The organism is Brucella anthropi, assembly GCF_046630315.1.
GTDB lineage: Bacteria > Pseudomonadota > Alphaproteobacteria > Rhizobiales > Rhizobiaceae > Brucella > Brucella anthropi_A.
The window spans coordinates 163069-181850 of the sequence record NZ_LQBD01000001.1; the positions used below are offsets into that span (position 1 = coordinate 163069).

Sequence of the window (18782 nt, forward strand, 5' to 3'; positions counted from 1 at the left end):
AATATGATCCATGCCCTCTCTGCTCGGAATCGACAGCGGACTGACCGTCACCAAGGCCGTTCTGTTCGATATTGACGGAACGCCGCTTGCCGTTGCGCGCCGCCGCGTGGCGCAATCGTTGCCGCGCCCGCGCCATGTCGAACGCGACATGGATGAATTCTGGAACGCGACCGCCGATGCGATCACCGAGGCCATCGCCAGAAGCGGGCGGCCCGCCGCCGATATTCTGGCCATCGCCGCCACCGCCCATGGCGACGGCATCTATATGCTGGACAAGGACCGCCAGCCGCTCGGCGCGGGCATCCTCTCGCTCGACAGCCGCGCTGTCGATATCGCGGAGCGCTGGGTGGATAGCCCTGTTGCCGACCGCGTCATCACTGTCACCGGCCAGTTGCCCCATGCATCGGCGCCATCGGCCATTCTGGCATGGGTGAAGGAAAATGAGCCGGAACGCTATGGCCGCATCGCCCATGTGATTGCCTGCAAGGACTGGCTGCGCTTTTGTCTCACGGGTGACGTGGGCACCGATCGCACGGAAGCCTCGACGTCGTTTACCGATGTCAACACGCAGGAATATTCGAAGGAGGCGCTCGCCCTTTTCGGGCTGGATGCGCTTTGGGAGGCGCTGCCGCCCATGTCGCGTTCCGATGAGATTGTCGGCCATGTCTCGGCCAAATGCGCGCAGCGCACCGGCCTCGTTGCCGGGACGCCGGTTGTCGGCGGCTTGCATGATGTGACCGCTTCGGCGCTCGGCGTCGGCGGCTTGAAAATCGGCACGGTTGCGGTCGTCGCCGGAACCTATTCGATCAACGAAACATTGACTTCAGAACCGCGCGTCGACAAAAGCTGGTTCTGCCGCAACGGCATTGCGCCGGGCGAATGGAACAACATGTCGATCTCGCCCGCATCGACGGCCAATTATGACTGGTTCCTCGACCGGCTCTGCCCGGCGGAACGGCGCGAGGCGGAGGAAACAGGCCGCTCGATCCACGACATGCTGCGCCCGGAAATCGATGCGGCGCTGGCAAAGCCTTCGACGGCGATGTTCCACCCCTATCTTTTCGGCTCGCCCTATGGGGCGATGGCAAGCGGCGCGTTTTTTGGTCTGCGCGGCTGGCAGGACCGCGGCGACATGCTGCGCGCCGTATGGGAAGGCATTGCCTTCAATCATCGCATCCATGTCGATCACCTGAAGGATGGCTTTGCGATTTCCGCCGCGCGGCTTACCGGCGGCGTGTCGCGCAGCCCGGCTTTCGCGCAGATGTTCGCCAATGTGCTGGGCATGCCCGTGACCGTCACGGATACGGATGAGGCGGCGGCGTGGGGCGCGGCGCTCTGCGCGGGCAAGGGAGCCGGTGTCTTTGCCGATGTCTACAGCGACCCGCGCGATCTCGATGCCATGGGCCGGACCTATGAGCCGGATGCTGAGCGAAGCGCGCTTTATGAAAAGCGCTATCGGCTGTTCAGGGAGATCGCATCGGCGCTCGGGCCGATCTGGCCGAAGATCGAAGCGCTCACGGATTGAAATGAAGGGCGTCTCCCGCGCCGTAGAAAGATGCTGACATGAATGATTTCGTAAGCCTGGCCGACATGAAGAACCGCATTGCGCAGCTGGAAGTCGAGGGCGTGGACGTGCTTATCCTCGGCGCGGGCGTCAATGGTGCGGGGCTTTATCGCGATCTTTGCGAGCAGGGCATAAGCTGTCTCATCGTGGACAAGGCGGATTTTGGTTCCGGCACGAGTGCAGCCCCGTCGCGGCTGATCCATGGCGGCCTGAAATATCTGGAAACCGGCGAGTTCGGCCTTGTGGCCCAATCCACGCTGGAGCGCAATCTGCTTCTGAAGAACGCGCCGCACAATGTGGAGCCGCTGCCGACCTTCATTCCGGTCTTTTCGTGGAGCAAGGGCATTCCGGCGGCGCTGCGCACCCTGTTCGGCTCCACCACCGCGCCGCGCAGCCGTGGTGCGGTGCTGATCAAGATCGGTCTGGCGCTTTACGATTATTTCGGCGCGCGCGAGCGCGTCATGCCGCGCCACCGTTTTCTTTTGAAGGAAACGGCGACGAAGGAAATGCCCTATATCACGCCCGCAATCGTGGCGGGCGGCATCTATCATGATGCGAAGGTGAGCCAGCCGGAACGGCTGGTCTATGAACTCGTCAGCGACGGATTGCGCGCCAATCCGAAAAGTGCAGCCGCCAATTTCACGGCACTGGTTTCCGCTGAAAGCGGCGTGATCGGTCTTGAAGGGCCGGACGGTGAGAAATTTGCCGTCAGGCCGAAACTCGTCATCAATGCGGCGGGACCGTGGATCGATCGGGTCAATGCCGCGCTCGGCAAGCCGACAAAGATGATCGGCGGCACCAAGGGCTCGCATATTCTCATCGACCACCCCAAGCTGGTGGAAAGCCTGAACGGGCGCATGATCTATTTCGAGGCGGATGACGGGCGCATCTGCCTCGTCTATGATTATCACGGTCTGGCGCTGGTGGGTTCCACCGATATTCCATCGGATGATCCCGACAATGTGCGCTGCGACGATCCTGAAACCGACTATTTCATCGACAGCCTGCGTTCGCTGCTGCCGAAGCTCCAATTTGACCGCAGCCAGATCGTCTACACCTATAGCGGCATCCGCCCGCTTCCGGCTTCCAATGCGTCCGAGCCGGGCCTCATCAGCCGCGACCATTCCGCGCCCGTCATCGAGCCGGATCATCAACGGCCATTTGCGATCATTTCCCTTGTGGGCGGCAAGTGGACGACCTTCCGCGGCTTTGCCGAGGAAGTGGCCGACACGGTTCTGACCCGGTTGGGCAAGACGCGGCGGATATCGACGCGCAATCTTGCCATAGGTGGCGGCAGGGATTATCCGGCGGATGACCGCGCCCGCAAGGCCTGGGTGACGAAAATCGCCACCGAAACGCGGTTGCCCGCCGCGCGGGTTGAAACCTTGCTGAAACGCTATGGCAGTACGGCCCTGCCGATCCTCCGCGAGGAAGCGAGCATGACAGTCGCGATGCTGCCGGACACCGATACGGTCAGCGCGACGGAAATCATATGGATCGCGCGCAACGAGCTTGTGGTGCATCTGGCGGATGTCGTTTTGCGGCGCACCACGCTTGCAATCGACGGAGCGCTGACGACCGGCAATCTTGCTGCCATCGCCGATATTCTGGCGCGGGAATTCGGCTGGGACGACGCCCGCAAGGCGGAGGAAATCGAGGCGGTCAAAACCGAGCTTGATAAACGGCACAATGTGATTTTGCAGGCGCAGCCCGCCAAAAGGCGCTGATCTCCCCGCGAAGTTGATCTATCCATTGGCTTGACGCGCATCTTGTTGCGAAAACCGTTTCACACTTTTCGGGATGCGCTATGGTGCGTCTGTCATCTTCGAAAGGGAACGCGCCATGGATATCAAGCGAAACGGAACCGATCCTTCGGGCAAAGGTCCAGCCGACTGGTTTACGGGCAATGTCCGTATCGATCCGCTGTTTTCTCCCAATAATGCCAGGCGCGCTGCGGCTGCGACGGTGACATTCGAGGCCGGTGCCCGCACGGCCTGGCATACGCATCCGCTTGGCCAGACCCTGATCGTGACCGCGGGCCTCGGCCTCGTGCAGCGCGAGGGCGGGCCGATCGAGGAAATCCGGCCGGGCGATGTCGTCTGGTTCGAACCGGGCGAAAAACACTGGCACGGCGCATCGGCCCGAAATGCCATGACCCATATCGCCATTCAGGAACAGCTTGACGGCAAGGTGGTGGACTGGATGGAGCATGTCAGCGACGCGCAATATGGCGGGGAGAAGTAAAATCCGCCTGCGCCGGGCGGTTGCCGCGCCGGAATCCATTTTCGGAAAAGCTGAGCGCCAGCCTGATTGAAACAGGCTGGCGTTTTCAATACACGCTCCCTCTTGACATTTAATCAATCGATTGATTAAATCTTCATATGAGCACAACGAAAAATATCGGTCAGGAGCCGCCATCGCCTTCCGTCGATCAGACGCGGGCCGCGCTGATCCATGCCGCCTTGCAGCTTTTCGGCGCAAAAGGGTTCGATGCCACCTCGACGCGCGAGATTGCCGGTCTGGCCAGGGCGAATATCGGTTCCATCGCCTATCACTTCGGCAACAAGGAAGGGCTGCGGCTGGCGGCGGCAGATTATATCGTCGAAACGATACAGGGCATTGCCGGGCAGGCGCTCGGGCATTATGCGGCGATCAACGCGCCTGCCGAGACGAAGGAAACCGCCCGCCAGCAGCTTGGTCTGGCGCTGGAGCGGATGACCTATTTCATTGTCGCGGAGCCGCAATCCGGCGAGATCGTCCAGTTCCTTATGCGTGAACTGGCGCATCCGACGGCGGCGCTCGACCGCATCTATTCCGGCGTGTTCGAGCCGACGCACAAAAGGCTTTGCGCCATCTGGGAGGTCGCAACGGGCGAGCCTGCCGAGAGCGAGGATACACGGCTCCTTATCTTCACCCTGCTTGGACAGGTTATCTATTTCCGCATTGGCCGCGAGGCGGTGAAAAGGCGCATGGGCTGGCCGACGATGGGCGAGGATGAGGCGGCGGCGGTCGCGGCAATCGCCCGCCAGAATCTCATGGCCATTCTTGCAGCCAAAGATGCGGCCAAAGACGGCGAGGTGTCGCGATGAGTGTTTTGTGTATTCTCCCATTCGCCTCCTATCTTTTTGCCGCATGCAGCGCGCAGCCTCTCGCGGTCGGCTATGTGGAAGGGGAGTTTGTGCAGCTTGCACCGCTGGAAGTTGCGCAGGTCCAGTCCGTCGCCGTCAGGCGCGGCGATCGCGTCGAATCGGGCAAGCCGGTCGCAAGGACGGAAGATGCGGATGCGAAGATCGCGGTCGCGCAGGCCGGGGCCGCACTGGCTCAGGCGCGCGCGCAACTGGCGGATTTGCAGGTCGGCAAACGTCCCGATGAAATTGCCGTTCTGGAAGCGGCCGTCAGGACGGCAAGGGCGCAGGCAGACGATGCGCGGCGCACGCTTTTGCGCACGCAGGACCTGGCCAGGCGCGGCGTGATGACACAGGCGCAGCTTGACGATGCCGCCACCAGGGTTGAAGTGGCGGAGGCCTCGATCAATCAGGCGACAGCCAATCTGGCGGTCGGCCGCCTGCCTGCGCGCGCCGAAGCGATCAAGGCGGCGGAAAATGCCGTCAAGAGCGCCGAAGCGCAGCTTGATTCCGCGCGCTGGCATCTGGCCAAGCGGACGATCGCGGCGCCCGCGCAGGGCCGGATCACCGATGTCATCCGCAATCCGGGCGATATTGCCGGTCCGTCCGCGCCGGTCCTGACCATGCTGCCCGATGGCGCGATCAAGCTGAAGGTCTACATACCGGAAGACAAGTTCTCGGCGGTGCAGGTGGGCGATATGCTGTCGGTGCGCTGCGATGGCTGCGCGCCCGGCCTGCAAGCCCGTGTCAGCTATGTTTCGCCCGACCCCGAGTTCACGCCGCCGGTCATCTATTCGCTCGAAACGCGCCAGAAGCTTGTCTATCTCGTCGAGGCGCATCCGGTCGATCCGGCTTCGCCTCTACAGCCCGGCCAGATCGTGGATGTCGATCTGGCTGCTGATTGAGGGGAGGAGGCGATGGTCAATGTCATCGACGTCAAAGGTCTGGTCAAGCGGTTCGGCGATGCCACCGTTGTCGATCATGTGAGCATGGCGGTGGCCGAGGGCGAGATTGTCGGCTTTTTGGGGCCGAACGGTTCGGGCAAGACGACGACCATCCGCATGATGTGCGGACTGCTGACGCCCGACGAGGGCGAAGGGCAGGTGCTTGGTTTCGATCTTCGCGCGGAAGGTCTGAAGATCAAGCGCGAGGTCGGCTATATGACGCAGCGCTTTTCATTCTATGAAGACCTGACCATTGCCGAAAATCTTGAATTCGTTGCACGCCTCTACCGGCTGAAGCCGGTGAAGGAGCATGTGGCGCGCACCCTTGAGGAACTGGGCCTGACCTCGCGCGGAAATCAACTGGCGGGCACGCTTTCCGGCGGCTGGAAGCAACGGCTGGCACTGGCGGCCTGTATCATGCACAAGCCGAAGCTTCTGCTGCTGGATGAGCCGACCGCCGGGGTCGATCCGAAGGCGCGGCGCGATTTCTGGGACGAGATACATCGTCTGGCGGATGGCGGGCTGACCGTGCTGGTTTCGACCCATTACATGGACGAGGCCGAGCGCTGCCACCGCATCAGCTATATTTCCTATGGCAAGCTTCTGGCCACGGGCACCGTCCGCGATGTCATCGACAAGGCTGGACTGACGACCTTCATCGTCAACGGTCCAAGGCTTGGCGAAGTGGCGCGGGAACTGGAAAGCGAGCCGGGCGTCGAGCAGGTTGCGCCTTTCGGTGCGACGCTGCATGTCGTGGGGTCCGACAGGGAGAAACTTGAGGCTGCTCTGGACAGGATCAGGCATCGCGAGGGCATTACCGTCGAGGCAGGCGAAACCAGCCTGGAGGATGTGTTCATCCAGTTCATGGCCAATGCGCAGGACAATATGTCGAAAGGCGGAAACGCCGGGAGCGGCAAGCCATGAAAGGCTGGTTCTCATTCGGGCGTCTTGGCGCGATGCTGGTGAAGGAATTCATCCAGATGCGGCGCGACCGCATCACCTTCGCCATGATGCTGATCGTCCCGCTGATGCAGCTTCTGCTCTTCGGCTTTGCCATCAACAATGATCCGAAGAGCCTGCCGAGCGCGCTGGTTGTGACCAGCCAGGATCACTATACGCGCGCCATGATATCCGCGCTGGAAACAACGGGTTATTACCGCTTCGACCATGTGGTGCAAAGTGCGGCGGAAGCCGAGGCGCTTATCGCCAATGGCACGGTTTCCTTTGTGGTGACGATCCCGTCGGATTTTGCAAGGCGCGTCGATGCGGGCGAACAGCCGCAGATCCTGATCGAGGCGGATGCGACCGATCCATCAGTGGCAAGCGGAGCGATCTCGACGCTTGGAACCGTCGCAAGCCAGGCGCTTCTGCGTGAACAGGGCAAGCAGGCCGAGGCCGCGAATGCCGCGCGAAGCCAGTTACAGGTCGTCGTGCACCGGCGTTACAATCCCGAAGGCGTGTCGCAATATAATATTGTTCCGGGTCTTTTGGGCGTGATCCTGCAAATGACCATGGTGATGATGACCGCCATGGCGCTGACCCGCGAGACCGAACGCGGCACGATGGAAAACCTGCTTGCGATGCCCGCCACGCCTGCCGAAATCATGCTGGGAAAGGTTTTGCCGTTTCTTGTCGTCGGGGCGGTGCAGGTTGTGGTCGTGCTGGTCGCGGCCAAGCTTCTGTTCGGCGTGCCCTTCGTGGGCTCGCTGGCGCTTCTTTTGAGCTGTGTCCTGATCTTCGTCCTGTCGCTGGTGCTGCTCGGCTATTCGATCTCGACGGTATCGCGCACGCAGATGCAGGCCATGCAGCTTACCTTCTTCTTCTTCCTGCCGTCGCTGATGCTGTCCGGTTTCATGTTCCCGTTTCGGGGCATGCCCGATTGGGCGCAGGCGCTGGGCGAGATTTTTCCATTGACGCATTTTCTGCGGATCGTCCGCGCCGTCATGCTGAAAGGCGCCCACCTTTCCGATATTGCCGGAGAGGTCAACGCCCTTCTGTTCTTCGTGTTCCTGTTTGCGACGCTGGCGCTTTTGCGCTTCCGGCGGACGCTGGATTAGCTTCCGGCGCTCCGGCGCAATCGGCCTGTTTTGCTCGAATCGTCGGAAATAATCGCCGGAAACATCGATTTTCAGGCCGAAAACGGGCGTTTCATCCAAAAAAATCTGGCTCCGATAGCCCAACGATTTCATATCGTTGACAATGCGATATCCGCTCATCACGCGTTGGTGCTCCGCTTTTGTGTTGACTATTAACATTCCGTTAACCACAGTTTGTTGCAATATGTTACAAAGCGTTATCATTCAGTTGTCAGAACGAGGTGTGGGTTGAGTAAGACGGGGCAGACCAGACAGCAATCCTTGCCGGCAAGGGGAAGGTCTGCCGTGGCTGACATGACGTCGTTCTGGGGGCTGATGCGCGCCTATTGGGTTTCCGACCGCTGGAAGGAAGCCTGGCTTCTCACCATCGCGATCTTCCTGATGACGGCCTTCGTGAGCAAGACTACCGTATGGGTGGCCGAAGCTTCGGGCCTGCTCATGAATTCCATCGTCAATGTCAACACCGCGCCTGTTCAGCATCCTCTCATGACGATTGCCGCCAATGCGGGCATGCTTGTGCTGCTGATGCTGGCAAAGGATGTGATGCTGGTCGGCTCGCGCCATTTTCTCTCCACCACGCTGCATCGCAAATGGCGCAAATGGCTGAACGACCAGTTCTCCACCGCGCTTTTGAACGGCAGGCACACGCATTTTCATCTGCAGCAGGGCAGGGGCAAGGACCAGCCCGACAATATCGATCAGCGTCTGCAGGAATCGATCAAGGGCATGACCGGCGGCGCCATCGGCCTCGTCATGGGCATTGTCGGCGTTTTCCTGTCGGCCTTTTTCATCGGCCAGAAGCTGATCGAAATGTCCACCCATGTGGAGGGGCTGGATTTCCTCGGCAGCTATGGCAGCGCCGTTCTGGCCTTTGCGGCAATCGTCGTTTATGTCCCGCTCGGAACGCTGGTCGCGATCCGGATCGGCAAGCGTCTGGAGCGGCTCAATCTCGGCATCCAGAAGGCCGAAGGCTCCTACCGTGGCGAGTGGACGACGCTTTTGCGCCGCAGCTTCCAGATTTCGGCATCCGGCGGCGAGGCCGTCCAGCGGTCGGTCAATGATCGTCTCTACAAGGAGGTCGACGGCACCTGGAACCGGCTCAACCGTTTCGATGCCGCCTATCTGGCCTTCTCGCAGGCCTATGGTTTTCTGTCCAACCGTATCGTTGCCTATGTTCCGGGCCTCCTGCCCTATATGAGCGGCTCCGTCAGTTTCCGGAACTATGTGACGGGTGCGGAACTGGTCGCGGCGATGATCAACGACTGTTCCTGGTTCATTCAGGTCATGCCGGCGATTGCCAATCTGCGCGCCAATGCGGGCCGCGTGACCGGCCTCGCACAGGCCATCGAAAATGTTCAGGACCCGGCCGAATTCTACAGCCGTTCCGGCATCAACCGCTTTGCCTTTGCCGAACAGCATCCGCGTTTCGGCCTGTCGGTGCGCAACCTCACCCTCATGCAGGGGCCGGACAGCGAGGCGCCGTTCCTGCGGTCGGGCGTGATCAATCTTCGTTCCGGCGACTGGGTTTATATGCGCGGCGAATCCGGCTCGGGAAAAACATCCTTCGTGAAGGCGCTGAACGGCCTGTGGCCCTATGGCACCGGCGATATCATCTATCCGCAGAACGCCACCTCGCTTTATGCGACGCAGGAAGCAAAGTTCCCCTCCGTCACGCTGAAACAGCTTGTCAGCCTGCCCGCCGATGAAAGCCTGTTCAGCGATCTGGCTGTTGCCGCAGTCCTGCACGAGGCGGGACTGGGCGAATTCATCGAGCGGATGAACGACGCCGATGCCGATGGCGCGCCATGGGACATGGTTCTTTCCGGCGGCCAGAAGCAGAAGATCGTGCTGGCGCGCATTCTGTTGCACAAGCCGTCGATCATCTTCCTCGACGAGGCAACCGGCGCCCTCGATCCCGCCTCGAAGATGCGCTTCCATGAAGCCTTGAAGACGCGCTGCCCGCGCGCCATCGTCATCAGCATCATGCATGAGGACAAGCTGCCGCTGCTTGAAAACGGCCAGAATGTCTATTCGCATGTGCTGGATATCCGCAACGGCACTGTCTCGCTGCGTCCGGTTTACTTCGATACCATGCCGGATGTGGCTGCTGAAGCCGCTCTCATCGCCGCTGAATAAACCGCAGGGTTGCAAAAGTCCAGATTTGGACTATATTCTGATCTGGACGATTGGAGGCAACTATGGCCAGAAGCAATGCGGCGTTGAAGACAACGATAGGCAGGGGACCGGATATTCTCGATGCGTCCCGTTTCTCCCCTCATTCGCGCAGGCGTCTGAGCGGGCCGGGCCTGCGCACCTTCCTTTCCATTGCCGATTTGTGGGGGCTGGACGAACAGCAGCGTCTTCTGGTGCTGGGACTGCCTTCGCGGTCGACCTATTATAACTGGGTGAAGGCGGTGCGTGAGCATCGCGATATCACGCTCGATGTGGATGTGCTGATGCGGCTATCCGCCGTGCTTGGCATTCATCAGGCGCTGGGCGTGCTCTATCCCGATGAAAAGGCGGGTATCCGCTGGCTGCACATGCCCAATCAGGCCGGAGTCTTCGGCGGGCATCCGCCCTTGAGCCTGATAACCAGCGGCTTGCAGGACGGCTTGCTGACCGTTCGCCGGTTTCTGGATGCGGCGCGCGGCGGCCTTTATATGGAGCCGAACGAACTGGATCGCGCTTTCCGGCCCTATCGCGATGAAGACGTGGTGTTCTCGTGAAGCGCAACCCCGCTCCGCAGCCAAGCTATCGCCTGATCCCGTCGCGCTTTCCGCCGATCGGCCTTTTCGACACGGTTGCCACCGCTGCCGATCTGGAAGCGGTGATGGAGCTGGCAGGCTGGACGAACGACCGCCTTCTGACCGAGCGCTTGCAGCGTCTTGCGCATGAGGAATGGGTATTCGGCAGGCCCAATTCCAGCATTGTCATGGCAGCGTTTCTCCATGTGGCGCCGGGCGGGATGCGTTTCAACGGGCCGGAACTCGGTGCATGGTATGCGGCGGCGCGGCTCACCACCTCCGTCATCGAGGTTGCGCACCACATGCGCCGTGAAACCGTCGCGACCGGGCAGGACGGCCTGGCGCGAACCTTCCGGGTCTATACGGCAAGACTGGAAGAGGATTTTGTCGATATATGCGGCGCGCAGGCCGCAATGCCTGCCGTCTATGATCCGACGGATTATGCCGCCGCACAAAAGTTCGGCGAAGAGATGCGCAAGGACGGCGAGTTCGGAATTCTGTTCGACAGCCTGCGTCATCAGGGCGGCATCAATGCCGTCGCCTTTCGCCCGAGCCGGATCGCCGAGGTGACGCAGAGCGATCATTACGAAATCACGGTCGAAAGAGCGTCTCCGCGCATCCAGGCGGAGAAGCTCAAGGCCTGATGCGGCCGTGCCGTCACTTGTCGCTGACGAACGCATAAAGCGCGTCGAGCGGAACTGCCGGCAGGATTTATTGTGTCGGCGCTGCTTTTTTCAGCTCTGTTCGGGAACGCGGGTCGCGGAATCGCGCAGGATGAGTTCGACAGGCCACAGTTCCCGGATATCGGCGGCCGCGCGCCCGTCCAGCATGTCCATCAGCAGATCCGCGCAGCGCTTGCCCGCCGCCCGCATGGATGAGCGGGTCGCAGTCAGCGACGGCACCATATTCTCGGCGCTCAGAAACGAGATGACGTCATCATGCGCGATGACGGAAATATCCTTGCCGATTGTCAGGCCGACAGAGCGGGCGGCGCGGTAGATGCCAAGCGCGGTCATCATGGAGCCGGCGACGAATGCCGTCGGGCGCGGCTTGCGTTCCAGAAGCGTGCGCGCGAGGCGATAACCGATCTCATCCGTGAAGTCGCCATGTTCGACCAGATCGGGATCGAAGGCGATGCCCCTGTCTTCCAGGGCCTTGCGATAGCCCGCGTCACGGTGGAGCGAGAAGGTGAAGCCGTAGCGGCCATTGATCATCGCGATGCGGCGATGGCCAAGGTCGAGCAGATGCGCGGTCGAGCGATGGACCGCGCCCTCATTGTCGATGTCGAGCCAGGCATGGGGGATGTCGATCTCGGAGCGCCCATGGACCAGAAACGGCATGCCGAGCTTGTGCAGCAGGCGGATGCGCTCATCGTTCGGCTTGGGCGAGGTGACGATGACGGCATCGACCCGCCCGCTTGTCGCCAGCCGGTGGCAGAGTTGCACTTCATCCTCATTGCCATTCGGGGAGGTGGGGCTGACGAGAATGTCCACCTCATCCTGGCCCAGCCGTTCGGCCATGCCGCGCATGAACTCGGCAAAGTGAAACTCGCTGTTGCGGCCCATCACGACGCCGATGGCGCCCGCGCGGCCCGTCACCAGCCTGACGGCATTGACATTGGGCCGGTAGCCGAGGCGCACGGCCTCATCCATGACCCGCCTGCGCGTGCCTTCCGCCACTTCGGGATAGCCGCTCAGCGCCCGGCTTACGGTCGTGGCGGAGAGGCCGAGATGTTTGGCGAATTCACGGAGCTTCATTTGGCTTTCGAATGATAGGGGCAGGCAAGGCGGCGGATTATAGCCGCTTCCCCGCGATTAACAATTGGTCGGTTTTGCTGTTTGACGCGCTTCATCATAGAGTGTGCAACAAATCCAAACCGCTTTCAAGTTTGTTTGAATTTTTATGAGTATTTGCTTGAGGAAGCAAGTCCCGGAAGCTTTGGTCAAGAATGCGATACTGCTATAATAGATTGAATTATATGGTCTTTTAAGATCGAAATGGAGCGGATGACTCAAGGCAATAATCTGCAGCTTGACAGAAATGCGGTCCTCTGCAACCTTTTCTCCATCCAAACCGTTTTCGATTTTATCATTCTAAGTACAAAATGGATGGGAGGAGGGAACAATGAAGGCTTTTCGAGGTGTGCTTGCGACATGCGTGGTCCTTGGTCTGGCGACAGTGAGCGCCCATGCGGTGGAGATTTCCATCGCGGCCAATTCGACGGGCAACAATATCGCGTTCTTGCAGGAGCAGATCGCCAAATTCGAGAAGGATACCGGCAACAAGGTCAATATCGTCTCGATGCCGTCTTCGAGCAGCGAGCAGTTCAGCCAGTATCGCCTGTGGCTGGCCGCGGGCAATTCGGACGTCGATGTTTATCAGACCGACGTGGTCTGGGCGCCGCAACTGTCGGACCAGTTCATCGATCTGACCGAAGCGGCCAAGGATGTGACGGGCGCACATTTTCCCTCCATCATCGCATCGCAGACCGTGAACGGCAGGCTCGTGGCGCTGCCTTTCTACACGGATGCTCCGGCATTTTTCTATCGCAAGGACCTGCTTGAAAAATACAACAAGCCGGTTCCGAAGACGTGGGATGAAATGACCGCCACCGCCAGGGAAATCATGGACAAGGAGCGGGCGGAAGGAAAATCCGATCTCTGGGGCTTTGTCTTTCAGGGCAATGCCTATGAAGGCCTGACCTGCAACGCGCTGGAGTGGATCAAGTCTTCCGGCGGCGGGCAGATCGTCGAGGCGGATGGCGAAATTTCGGTCAATAACGAGAAGGCCGCGGCTGCGATCGATCGCGCCAAGGGCTGGATCGGCACGATTTCGCCGCAGGGCGTACTTGCCTATCAGGAGGAGGAATCGCGCGGCGTCTGGCAGACCGGCAATGCCGTCTTCATGCGCAACTGGCCCTATGCCTATGCGCTGGGCAATAGCGCGGATAGCGCCGTGAAGGGCAAGTTCGATGTCGCCCCGCTTCCCTCCGGCGCGGAAGGTGAGCCGCCGGCCTCCACGCTCGGCGGGTGGAATCTGGCCGTTTCCAAATATTCCACCAAGCAGGATGCCGCCATAGCGCTGGTGAAATTCCTCGCTTCGCCCGAAGTGCAGAAGGCGCAAGCGGTCGAGATTTCACGCCTGCCGACCATTGCAGCGCTCTATGACGACAAGGATGTCATCGCGGCACAGCCCTTCATGGCCAACTGGAAGCCGATCTTCCAGAATGCCGTGCCGCGGCCATCGGCGGCAACAAAGGTGAAATATAACGAGGTATCGTCGAAATTCTGGACCGCCGTGCACAAGACCCTGTCGGGCAATGGTACGGCGGCGGAGAATCTCGAAATGCTTGAGGTCGAACTGACCGAGCTGGAAGGCTCGGGCTGGTAGGGACCGATCAAGCTGCGTTCGGCCGCGTTCGGGTTGTGTCCTCCTAAGCCCCCCGAGTGGGCAACCCGAACGCCCTTCCCATCCGATGACCCGGAGAGGATCATGACGGAGACTTCCCTTGATATGCCGAAGAGCCCGCGCAGGCGGGTTCATTCCGACCTTGGCGCGCAGCGCATCCGGTCGGCCTGGGTGTTTCTCGCGCCCACGCTGATCGTGCTGGCGCTGGTGGCGGGCTGGCCCTTGCTTCGCACCATCTATTTCAGCTTCACCAATGCGTCCCTGACGAGCCTTGGTGCCGCGGAGTTCGTCGGCTTCAACAATTATCTGTCCTGGGTGACGCTCAAGAGCGGGCGCACGGTCTATCGCGGCCTTCTCGTCGATCCGGCCTGGTGGGGCGCGGTCTGGAACACGATCCGCTTCACGCTGCTTTCGGTCAGCCTCGAAACCATCTTCGGAATGATTGTCGCGCTGGTGCTGAACGCGAATTTCCGGGGGCGCGGGCTGGTGCGCGCGGCGATCCTGATCCCGTGGGCGATCCCGACCATCGTTTCGGCCAAGATGTGGGGCTGGATGCTCAATGACCAGTTCGGCATATTGAACTATATCCTGCTCAATCTCGGCATCATCAGCCACAAGATCGCCTGGACCGCCAATCCGGACACCGCGATGATCGCTATCCTGATCGTCGATGTGTGGAAGACGACGCCTTTCATGGCGCTGCTCATTCTGGCGGGGCTCCAGATGGTGCCCTCCGACATCTACGAGGCGGCGAAGATCGACGGCGTGCATCCGCTGAAAGTGTTCTGGCGTGTGACGCTACCGCTGATCCGCCCGGCGCTGATGGTGGCGATCATCTTCCGCATGCTCGATGCCTTGCGCATTTTCGATCTCATCTATGTGCTGACGCCCAACAATGCACAGACCAAGACCATGTCGGTCTTCGCGCGCGAAAATCTCTTCGATTTCGACAAGTTCGCCTATGGCGCGGCGGCATCCACGATGCTGTTCCTCATCATCGCAGGCATTACCGTGCTCTACATGTTCTTCGGGCGCGTGAACATCGGCGGCAGGGGGGAATAGCCATGATGCGCACTGTGAAAATGCTCGGCTTCTACCTGCTTGTGGCGCTCATCATTCTGGTTGCGGTGTTTCCGTTCTATTACGCGATCATCACAAGTTTCAAATCGGGAACGGCGCTGTTCCAGGTCGATTACTGGCCGGGCAGCTTTTCGCTCGACAATTATACCGGCGTGCTGACGCAGGGAAGTTTTGTGCGCAGCCTCGGCAATTCGCTTCTGGTGGCGACCGTGGTGGTGGCGATATCGCTCCTGCTCGCGGTCACGGCTGCCTATGCGCTGGCGCGGGTGCGCTTCCGGGGCCGGGGGCTCTTGCTTCTCACCATCCTTTCGGTGTCCATGTTCCCGCAGATCGCGGTGCTGGCGGGCCTGTTCGAACTGATCCGCCTGCTTGGCATCTTCAACACGCCGCTGGCGCTGATCTTTTCCTACATGATCTTCACCCTGCCGTTCACGGTCTGGGTGCTCACCACCTTCATGCGCGACCTGCCGGTGGAAATCGAGGAGGCGGCCATTGTCGACGGCGCATCGCCATGGATCATCATCACGCGGGTTTTCATGCCGCTCATGTGGCCGGCGCTGGTGACGACGGGGCTTCTCGCCTTCATTTCGGCATGGAACGAGTTTCTCTTCGCGCTCACCTTCACCTCGTCCGGCAGCCAGCGCACCGTGCCCGTGGCCATCGCGCTTCTGTCCGGCAGCAGTCAGTTTGAAATCCCCTGGGGCAACATCATGGCGGCTTCCGTCATCGTGACGGTGCCCCTCGTCATCCTCGTGCTCATCTTCCAGCGGCGGATCGTGTCCGGTCTGACGGCAGGCGGCGTAAAGGGTTAGGTACACCATGGCAGAGCTTCAATTGCGCGATGTGCGCAAGTCTTTCGGCAATTTCGAGGTCATCAAGGGCGTGGATATGGATATCCGCCCCGGCGAGTTCATGGTTTTCGTCGGCCCTTCCGGCTGCGGAAAATCCACGCTGCTGCGCCTCATCGCAGGGCTTGAGGAAATCACCTCCGGCACGCTGTCCATCGATGGCACGGTGGTCAACAGCTTCAATCCGTCCAGGCGCGGCATCGCCATGGTGTTCCAGTCCTATGCGCTTTATCCGCATATGACGGTCTATGAGAACATGGCCTTCGGCATGCAGCTTGCAGGCAAGGACAAGCAGGAATGCAAGGCCCGCATTCATGCCGCCGCCCAGATGCTGCAACTGACGCCCTATCTGGAGCGCCTGCCGCGCCAGCTTTCCGGCGGGCAGCGCCAGCGCGTCGCCATCGGCCGCGCCATCGTGCGCGATCCGAAGGTGTTCCTTTTCGATGAGCCCTTGTCCAATCTCGATGCGGCGCTACGTGTGGCTACACGGCTTGAGATCGCCAGGCTCCACCAGAGCATGGAAGACACCACCATGATCTATGTGACGCACGATCAGGTGGAGGCGATGACATTGGCCGACCGCATCTGCGTGCTGCGTGACGGGCGCGTGGAGCAGATCGGCACGCCGCTCGAGCTTTATGAAAAGCCCAATTCGCTTTTCGTCGCCGGGTTCATCGGATCGCCGAAGATGAACTTCCTGACCGGCAGCCTTGCCGAGCCTTTCGGCGCCCATACGGTGGGCCTGCGCTCCGAGCATCTGGCCATCGTACCCGAAGGCGGGCACTGGTCCGGTCGGGTGATCCATACCGAGATCCTCGGTTCCGATACCTATGTCTATATCGATCTCGGCCTGGACGAGCCGCTGGTGGTCCGCGAAAGCGGCGTGTCGGCACGCAAGCCCGGCGAGACGCTCTCGGTTTCCCCGACAGGGGACCATGTTCATCGTTTCGATGAAAAAGGCCGCGCCCTCTGACGCCGACCTCCCAAGCTCAAAATGGATCGCGGGCTGAAATGCCCTCAACAAGGAGAATATTCGTGCCTATTCGTACCATCGTCTGGGGTGAAAACATCCACGAGCAGATCAATGAAACGGTGCGTTCGGTCTATCCGGACGGCATGCACAACACCATTGCCGGGGCGCTGAATGGGGATAGCGCTATCGCGGCTGCCACCGCCACGCTTCAGGAACCCGAACATGGGCTGACCGAAGAGCGCCTTGCCGAAACGGACGTGCTGGTCTGGTGGGGCCACAAGGAACACGGCGCGGTCGCCGATGCGGTGGTGGAGCGTGTGGCAAAGCGCGTCTTCGAGGGGATGGGGCTGATCGTGCTCCATTCCGGCCATTTTTCCAAAATCTTCAAGCGCCTGATGGGCACGCCCTGCGCGCTCAAATGGCGCGAGGCGGGCGAGCGCGAGCGCGTCTGGGTCGTCAATCGCGGCCACCCGATCGCGCAGGGGCTGGATGAGAATTTCGTGCTCGAAAACGAGGAAATGTATGGCGAGCAGTTTTCGGTGCCCGAGCCGCTCGAAACGGTTTTCATCTCGTGGTTCGCAGGCGGGGAGGTGTTCCGCTCCGGCATGACCTGGCGGCGCGGCGCGGGCAATGTGTTCTATTTCCGGCCCGGCCATGAGACCTACCCGACCTATCACGACGCAAATGTGCAGACCGTTCTGCGCAATGCGGTCAAATGGGCCTATAATCCGCAGCCAGCCTGGACCGGCATTCACACCGCGCCCAATGTTCCCGTCGAAAAGGCGCTGGAGCCGATCGTGGAGCGCGGGCCGAAATTGCACAAGGCCGGTGAAGCCGGCTATCGCTGAGGTGCATCATGCGTCTTCTTATTCTTGGAACAGGCGGCATGGCGAAAAACCATGCCGAAGCCTTCAAGGCCATCGAGGGGGTGGAGGTCGTGGCGGCGTGCGATGTTTCGGCGGTGCGGGTCGATGCGTTTTCGGAAAACCACGACATTCACAACCGCTTCACGCGGCTTGAGGATGCGCTGGAGTGGAACCGCTTCGATGCGGTCGCCAATGTGACGCCGGATGCTATCCACCACCCCACCACGCTGGCACTGGTTGGCGCGGGCAAGCATGTCTTCTGCGAAAAGCCGCTTGCGGAAAGCTACGAGAAAGCCGCCGAAATGGCCGACGCCGCCGAGCAGGCGGGCGTGGTCAATATGGTCAACCTCACCTATCGCAATGTCGCGCCCTTGCAGAAGGCGCGTGAGATGGTGATGGCGGGCGAGATCGGCCAGGTACGCCATTTCGAGGCGTCCTATCTGCAAAGCTGGCTGGTCTCGAAAAGCTGGGGCGACTGGAAGACGGAGAGCAAATGGCTCTGGCGGCTTTCCACCCGGCACGGGTCCAACGGCGTCCTGGGCGATGTGGGCATCCATATTCTCGACTTCGCCAGCTATGCCATCGGCAGCGATGTGGAGCGTGCTTCGGCGCGTCTCAAGACTTTCGAGAAGGCGGAGAACAACCATATCGGCGAATATGTGCTGGATGCCAATGACAGCTTCGTCATGATGGCGGAATATGCCAATGGCGCGCTGGGCGTCATCCATGCAAGCCGCTGGGCCACAGGCCATCTGAACGAGCTGCGCCTGCGCATCCATGGCGACAAGGGGGCGCTTGAAATCCTGCACACGCCGACCGGGTCGAGCCTGCGCGGTTCCATCGGCGAGGATATCGAAACGCCGGTCTGGCGCGATATCGATGCGGGAACGGTGGAGACGAACTATCAGCGGTTTGCCCGCGCGGTTGCCGATGGCACGCAGCTGGAACCGAGCTTCCGCCACGCGGCCAATCTTCAGCGCGTTCTCGACCATGCCATGATCGTGGACAAGCCATTGCCGGAAGTGGTGACCGGATGATGGCTTCCCTTCCGCATCCTGTGCGGAAGGCGACAGAGCGGTTCCTGTTTTGACAGAAAAGCCGGAACCGCTCTGACTGATTGTTTTTACGCATGTC

General features: G+C 60.7%; 17 protein-coding genes. 16 read left to right on the forward strand and 1 reads right to left on the reverse strand.

Features of this window, described 5'->3' with window-relative positions:
* Positions 1 to 10 precede the first annotated feature (10 nt).
* The 10 genes from AVM02_RS00705 (at position 11) to AVM02_RS00750 (ending at position 11117) form a co-directional block, all read left to right on the forward strand.
* Positions 11 to 1525, forward strand: a complete 1515-nt coding sequence (locus AVM02_RS00705; protein WP_411505101.1) for an FGGY-family carbohydrate kinase — start codon at positions 11 to 13, stop codon at positions 1523 to 1525.
* A 38-nt stretch (positions 1526 to 1563) separates the two neighbouring features.
* Positions 1564 to 3291 (forward strand): glycerol-3-phosphate dehydrogenase/oxidase, encoded by a 1728-nt coding sequence (locus AVM02_RS00710; RefSeq protein WP_411505102.1) that lies wholly within the window; start codon positions 1564 to 1566, stop codon positions 3289 to 3291.
* A gap of 115 nt (positions 3292 to 3406) precedes the next feature.
* Entirely contained in the window at positions 3407 to 3808 is a 402-nt protein-coding gene (locus AVM02_RS00715; RefSeq protein WP_411505103.1) for a cupin domain-containing protein, read from the forward strand.
* A 137-nt stretch (positions 3809 to 3945) separates the two neighbouring features.
* Entirely contained in the window at positions 3946 to 4653 is a 708-nt protein-coding gene (locus AVM02_RS00720) for a CerR family C-terminal domain-containing protein (RefSeq protein WP_411505104.1), read from the forward strand.
* A complete protein-coding gene (locus tag AVM02_RS00725; protein ID WP_411505105.1) occupies positions 4650 to 5594 on the forward strand; it encodes an HlyD family secretion protein in 945 nt (314 codons plus the stop codon). Before AVM02_RS00720 ends, AVM02_RS00725 begins: the two co-directional genes overlap by 4 nt.
* Before the next feature lie 12 nt (positions 5595 to 5606).
* A complete protein-coding gene (locus tag AVM02_RS00730; protein WP_411505106.1) occupies positions 5607 to 6557 on the forward strand; it encodes an ATP-binding cassette domain-containing protein in 951 nt (316 codons plus the stop codon).
* Entirely contained in the window at positions 6554 to 7690 is a 1137-nt protein-coding gene (locus tag AVM02_RS00735; RefSeq protein WP_411505107.1) for an ABC transporter permease, read from the forward strand. The genes AVM02_RS00730 and AVM02_RS00735 overlap by 4 nt, the downstream gene beginning before the upstream one ends.
* Before the next feature lie 324 nt (positions 7691 to 8014).
* Positions 8015 to 9865, forward strand: a complete 1851-nt coding sequence (locus AVM02_RS00740) for an ABC transporter ATP-binding protein/permease (RefSeq protein WP_411505108.1) — start codon at positions 8015 to 8017, stop codon at positions 9863 to 9865.
* 62 nt (positions 9866 to 9927) lie between these two features.
* Positions 9928 to 10455, forward strand: a complete 528-nt coding sequence (locus tag AVM02_RS00745; RefSeq protein WP_411505109.1) for an MbcA/ParS/Xre antitoxin family protein — start codon at positions 9928 to 9930, stop codon at positions 10453 to 10455.
* A complete protein-coding gene (locus AVM02_RS00750; protein WP_411505110.1) occupies positions 10452 to 11117 on the forward strand; it encodes an RES family NAD+ phosphorylase in 666 nt (221 codons plus the stop codon). Before AVM02_RS00745 ends, AVM02_RS00750 begins: the two co-directional genes overlap by 4 nt.
* A gap of 90 nt (positions 11118 to 11207) precedes the next feature.
* Here AVM02_RS00750 and AVM02_RS00755 read toward each other — a convergent pair whose 3' ends face one another.
* A complete protein-coding gene (locus AVM02_RS00755; RefSeq protein WP_411505111.1) occupies positions 11208 to 12230 on the reverse strand; it encodes a substrate-binding domain-containing protein in 1023 nt (340 codons plus the stop codon).
* A gap of 367 nt (positions 12231 to 12597) precedes the next feature.
* On the opposite strand from AVM02_RS00755, the gene AVM02_RS00760 reads away from it, so the two are divergent.
* From AVM02_RS00760 to AVM02_RS00785, 6 genes are all read left to right on the forward strand, one after another.
* Positions 12598 to 13863: an ABC transporter substrate-binding protein gene (locus AVM02_RS00760; protein WP_411505112.1), complete on the forward strand. Its 1266-nt coding sequence runs from the start codon at positions 12598 to 12600 to the stop codon at positions 13861 to 13863.
* A gap of 102 nt (positions 13864 to 13965) precedes the next feature.
* Positions 13966 to 14943, forward strand: coding sequence for a carbohydrate ABC transporter permease (locus AVM02_RS00765; protein ID WP_411505113.1), 978 nt, complete (start codon positions 13966 to 13968; stop codon positions 14941 to 14943).
* Positions 14944 to 14945: 2 nt separating this feature from the next.
* Positions 14946 to 15773 carry a carbohydrate ABC transporter permease gene (locus AVM02_RS00770; RefSeq protein WP_411505114.1) on the forward strand — a complete coding sequence of 276 codons (828 nt, stop codon included), beginning with the start codon at positions 14946 to 14948 and terminating at the stop codon, positions 15771 to 15773.
* A gap of 7 nt (positions 15774 to 15780) precedes the next feature.
* On the forward strand, positions 15781 to 16782 hold the full coding sequence (locus AVM02_RS00775; protein ID WP_411505115.1) for an ABC transporter ATP-binding protein: 1002 nt from the start codon (positions 15781 to 15783) through the stop codon (positions 16780 to 16782).
* Between the two features lie 62 nt (positions 16783 to 16844).
* Positions 16845 to 17630 carry a ThuA domain-containing protein gene (locus tag AVM02_RS00780; protein ID WP_411505116.1) on the forward strand — a complete coding sequence of 262 codons (786 nt, stop codon included), beginning with the start codon at positions 16845 to 16847 and terminating at the stop codon, positions 17628 to 17630.
* Positions 17631 to 17638: 8 nt separating this feature from the next.
* Positions 17639 to 18685: a Gfo/Idh/MocA family protein gene (locus AVM02_RS00785; protein ID WP_411505117.1), complete on the forward strand. Its 1047-nt coding sequence runs from the start codon at positions 17639 to 17641 to the stop codon at positions 18683 to 18685.
* The last annotated feature ends 97 nt before the right edge of the window (positions 18686 to 18782 follow it).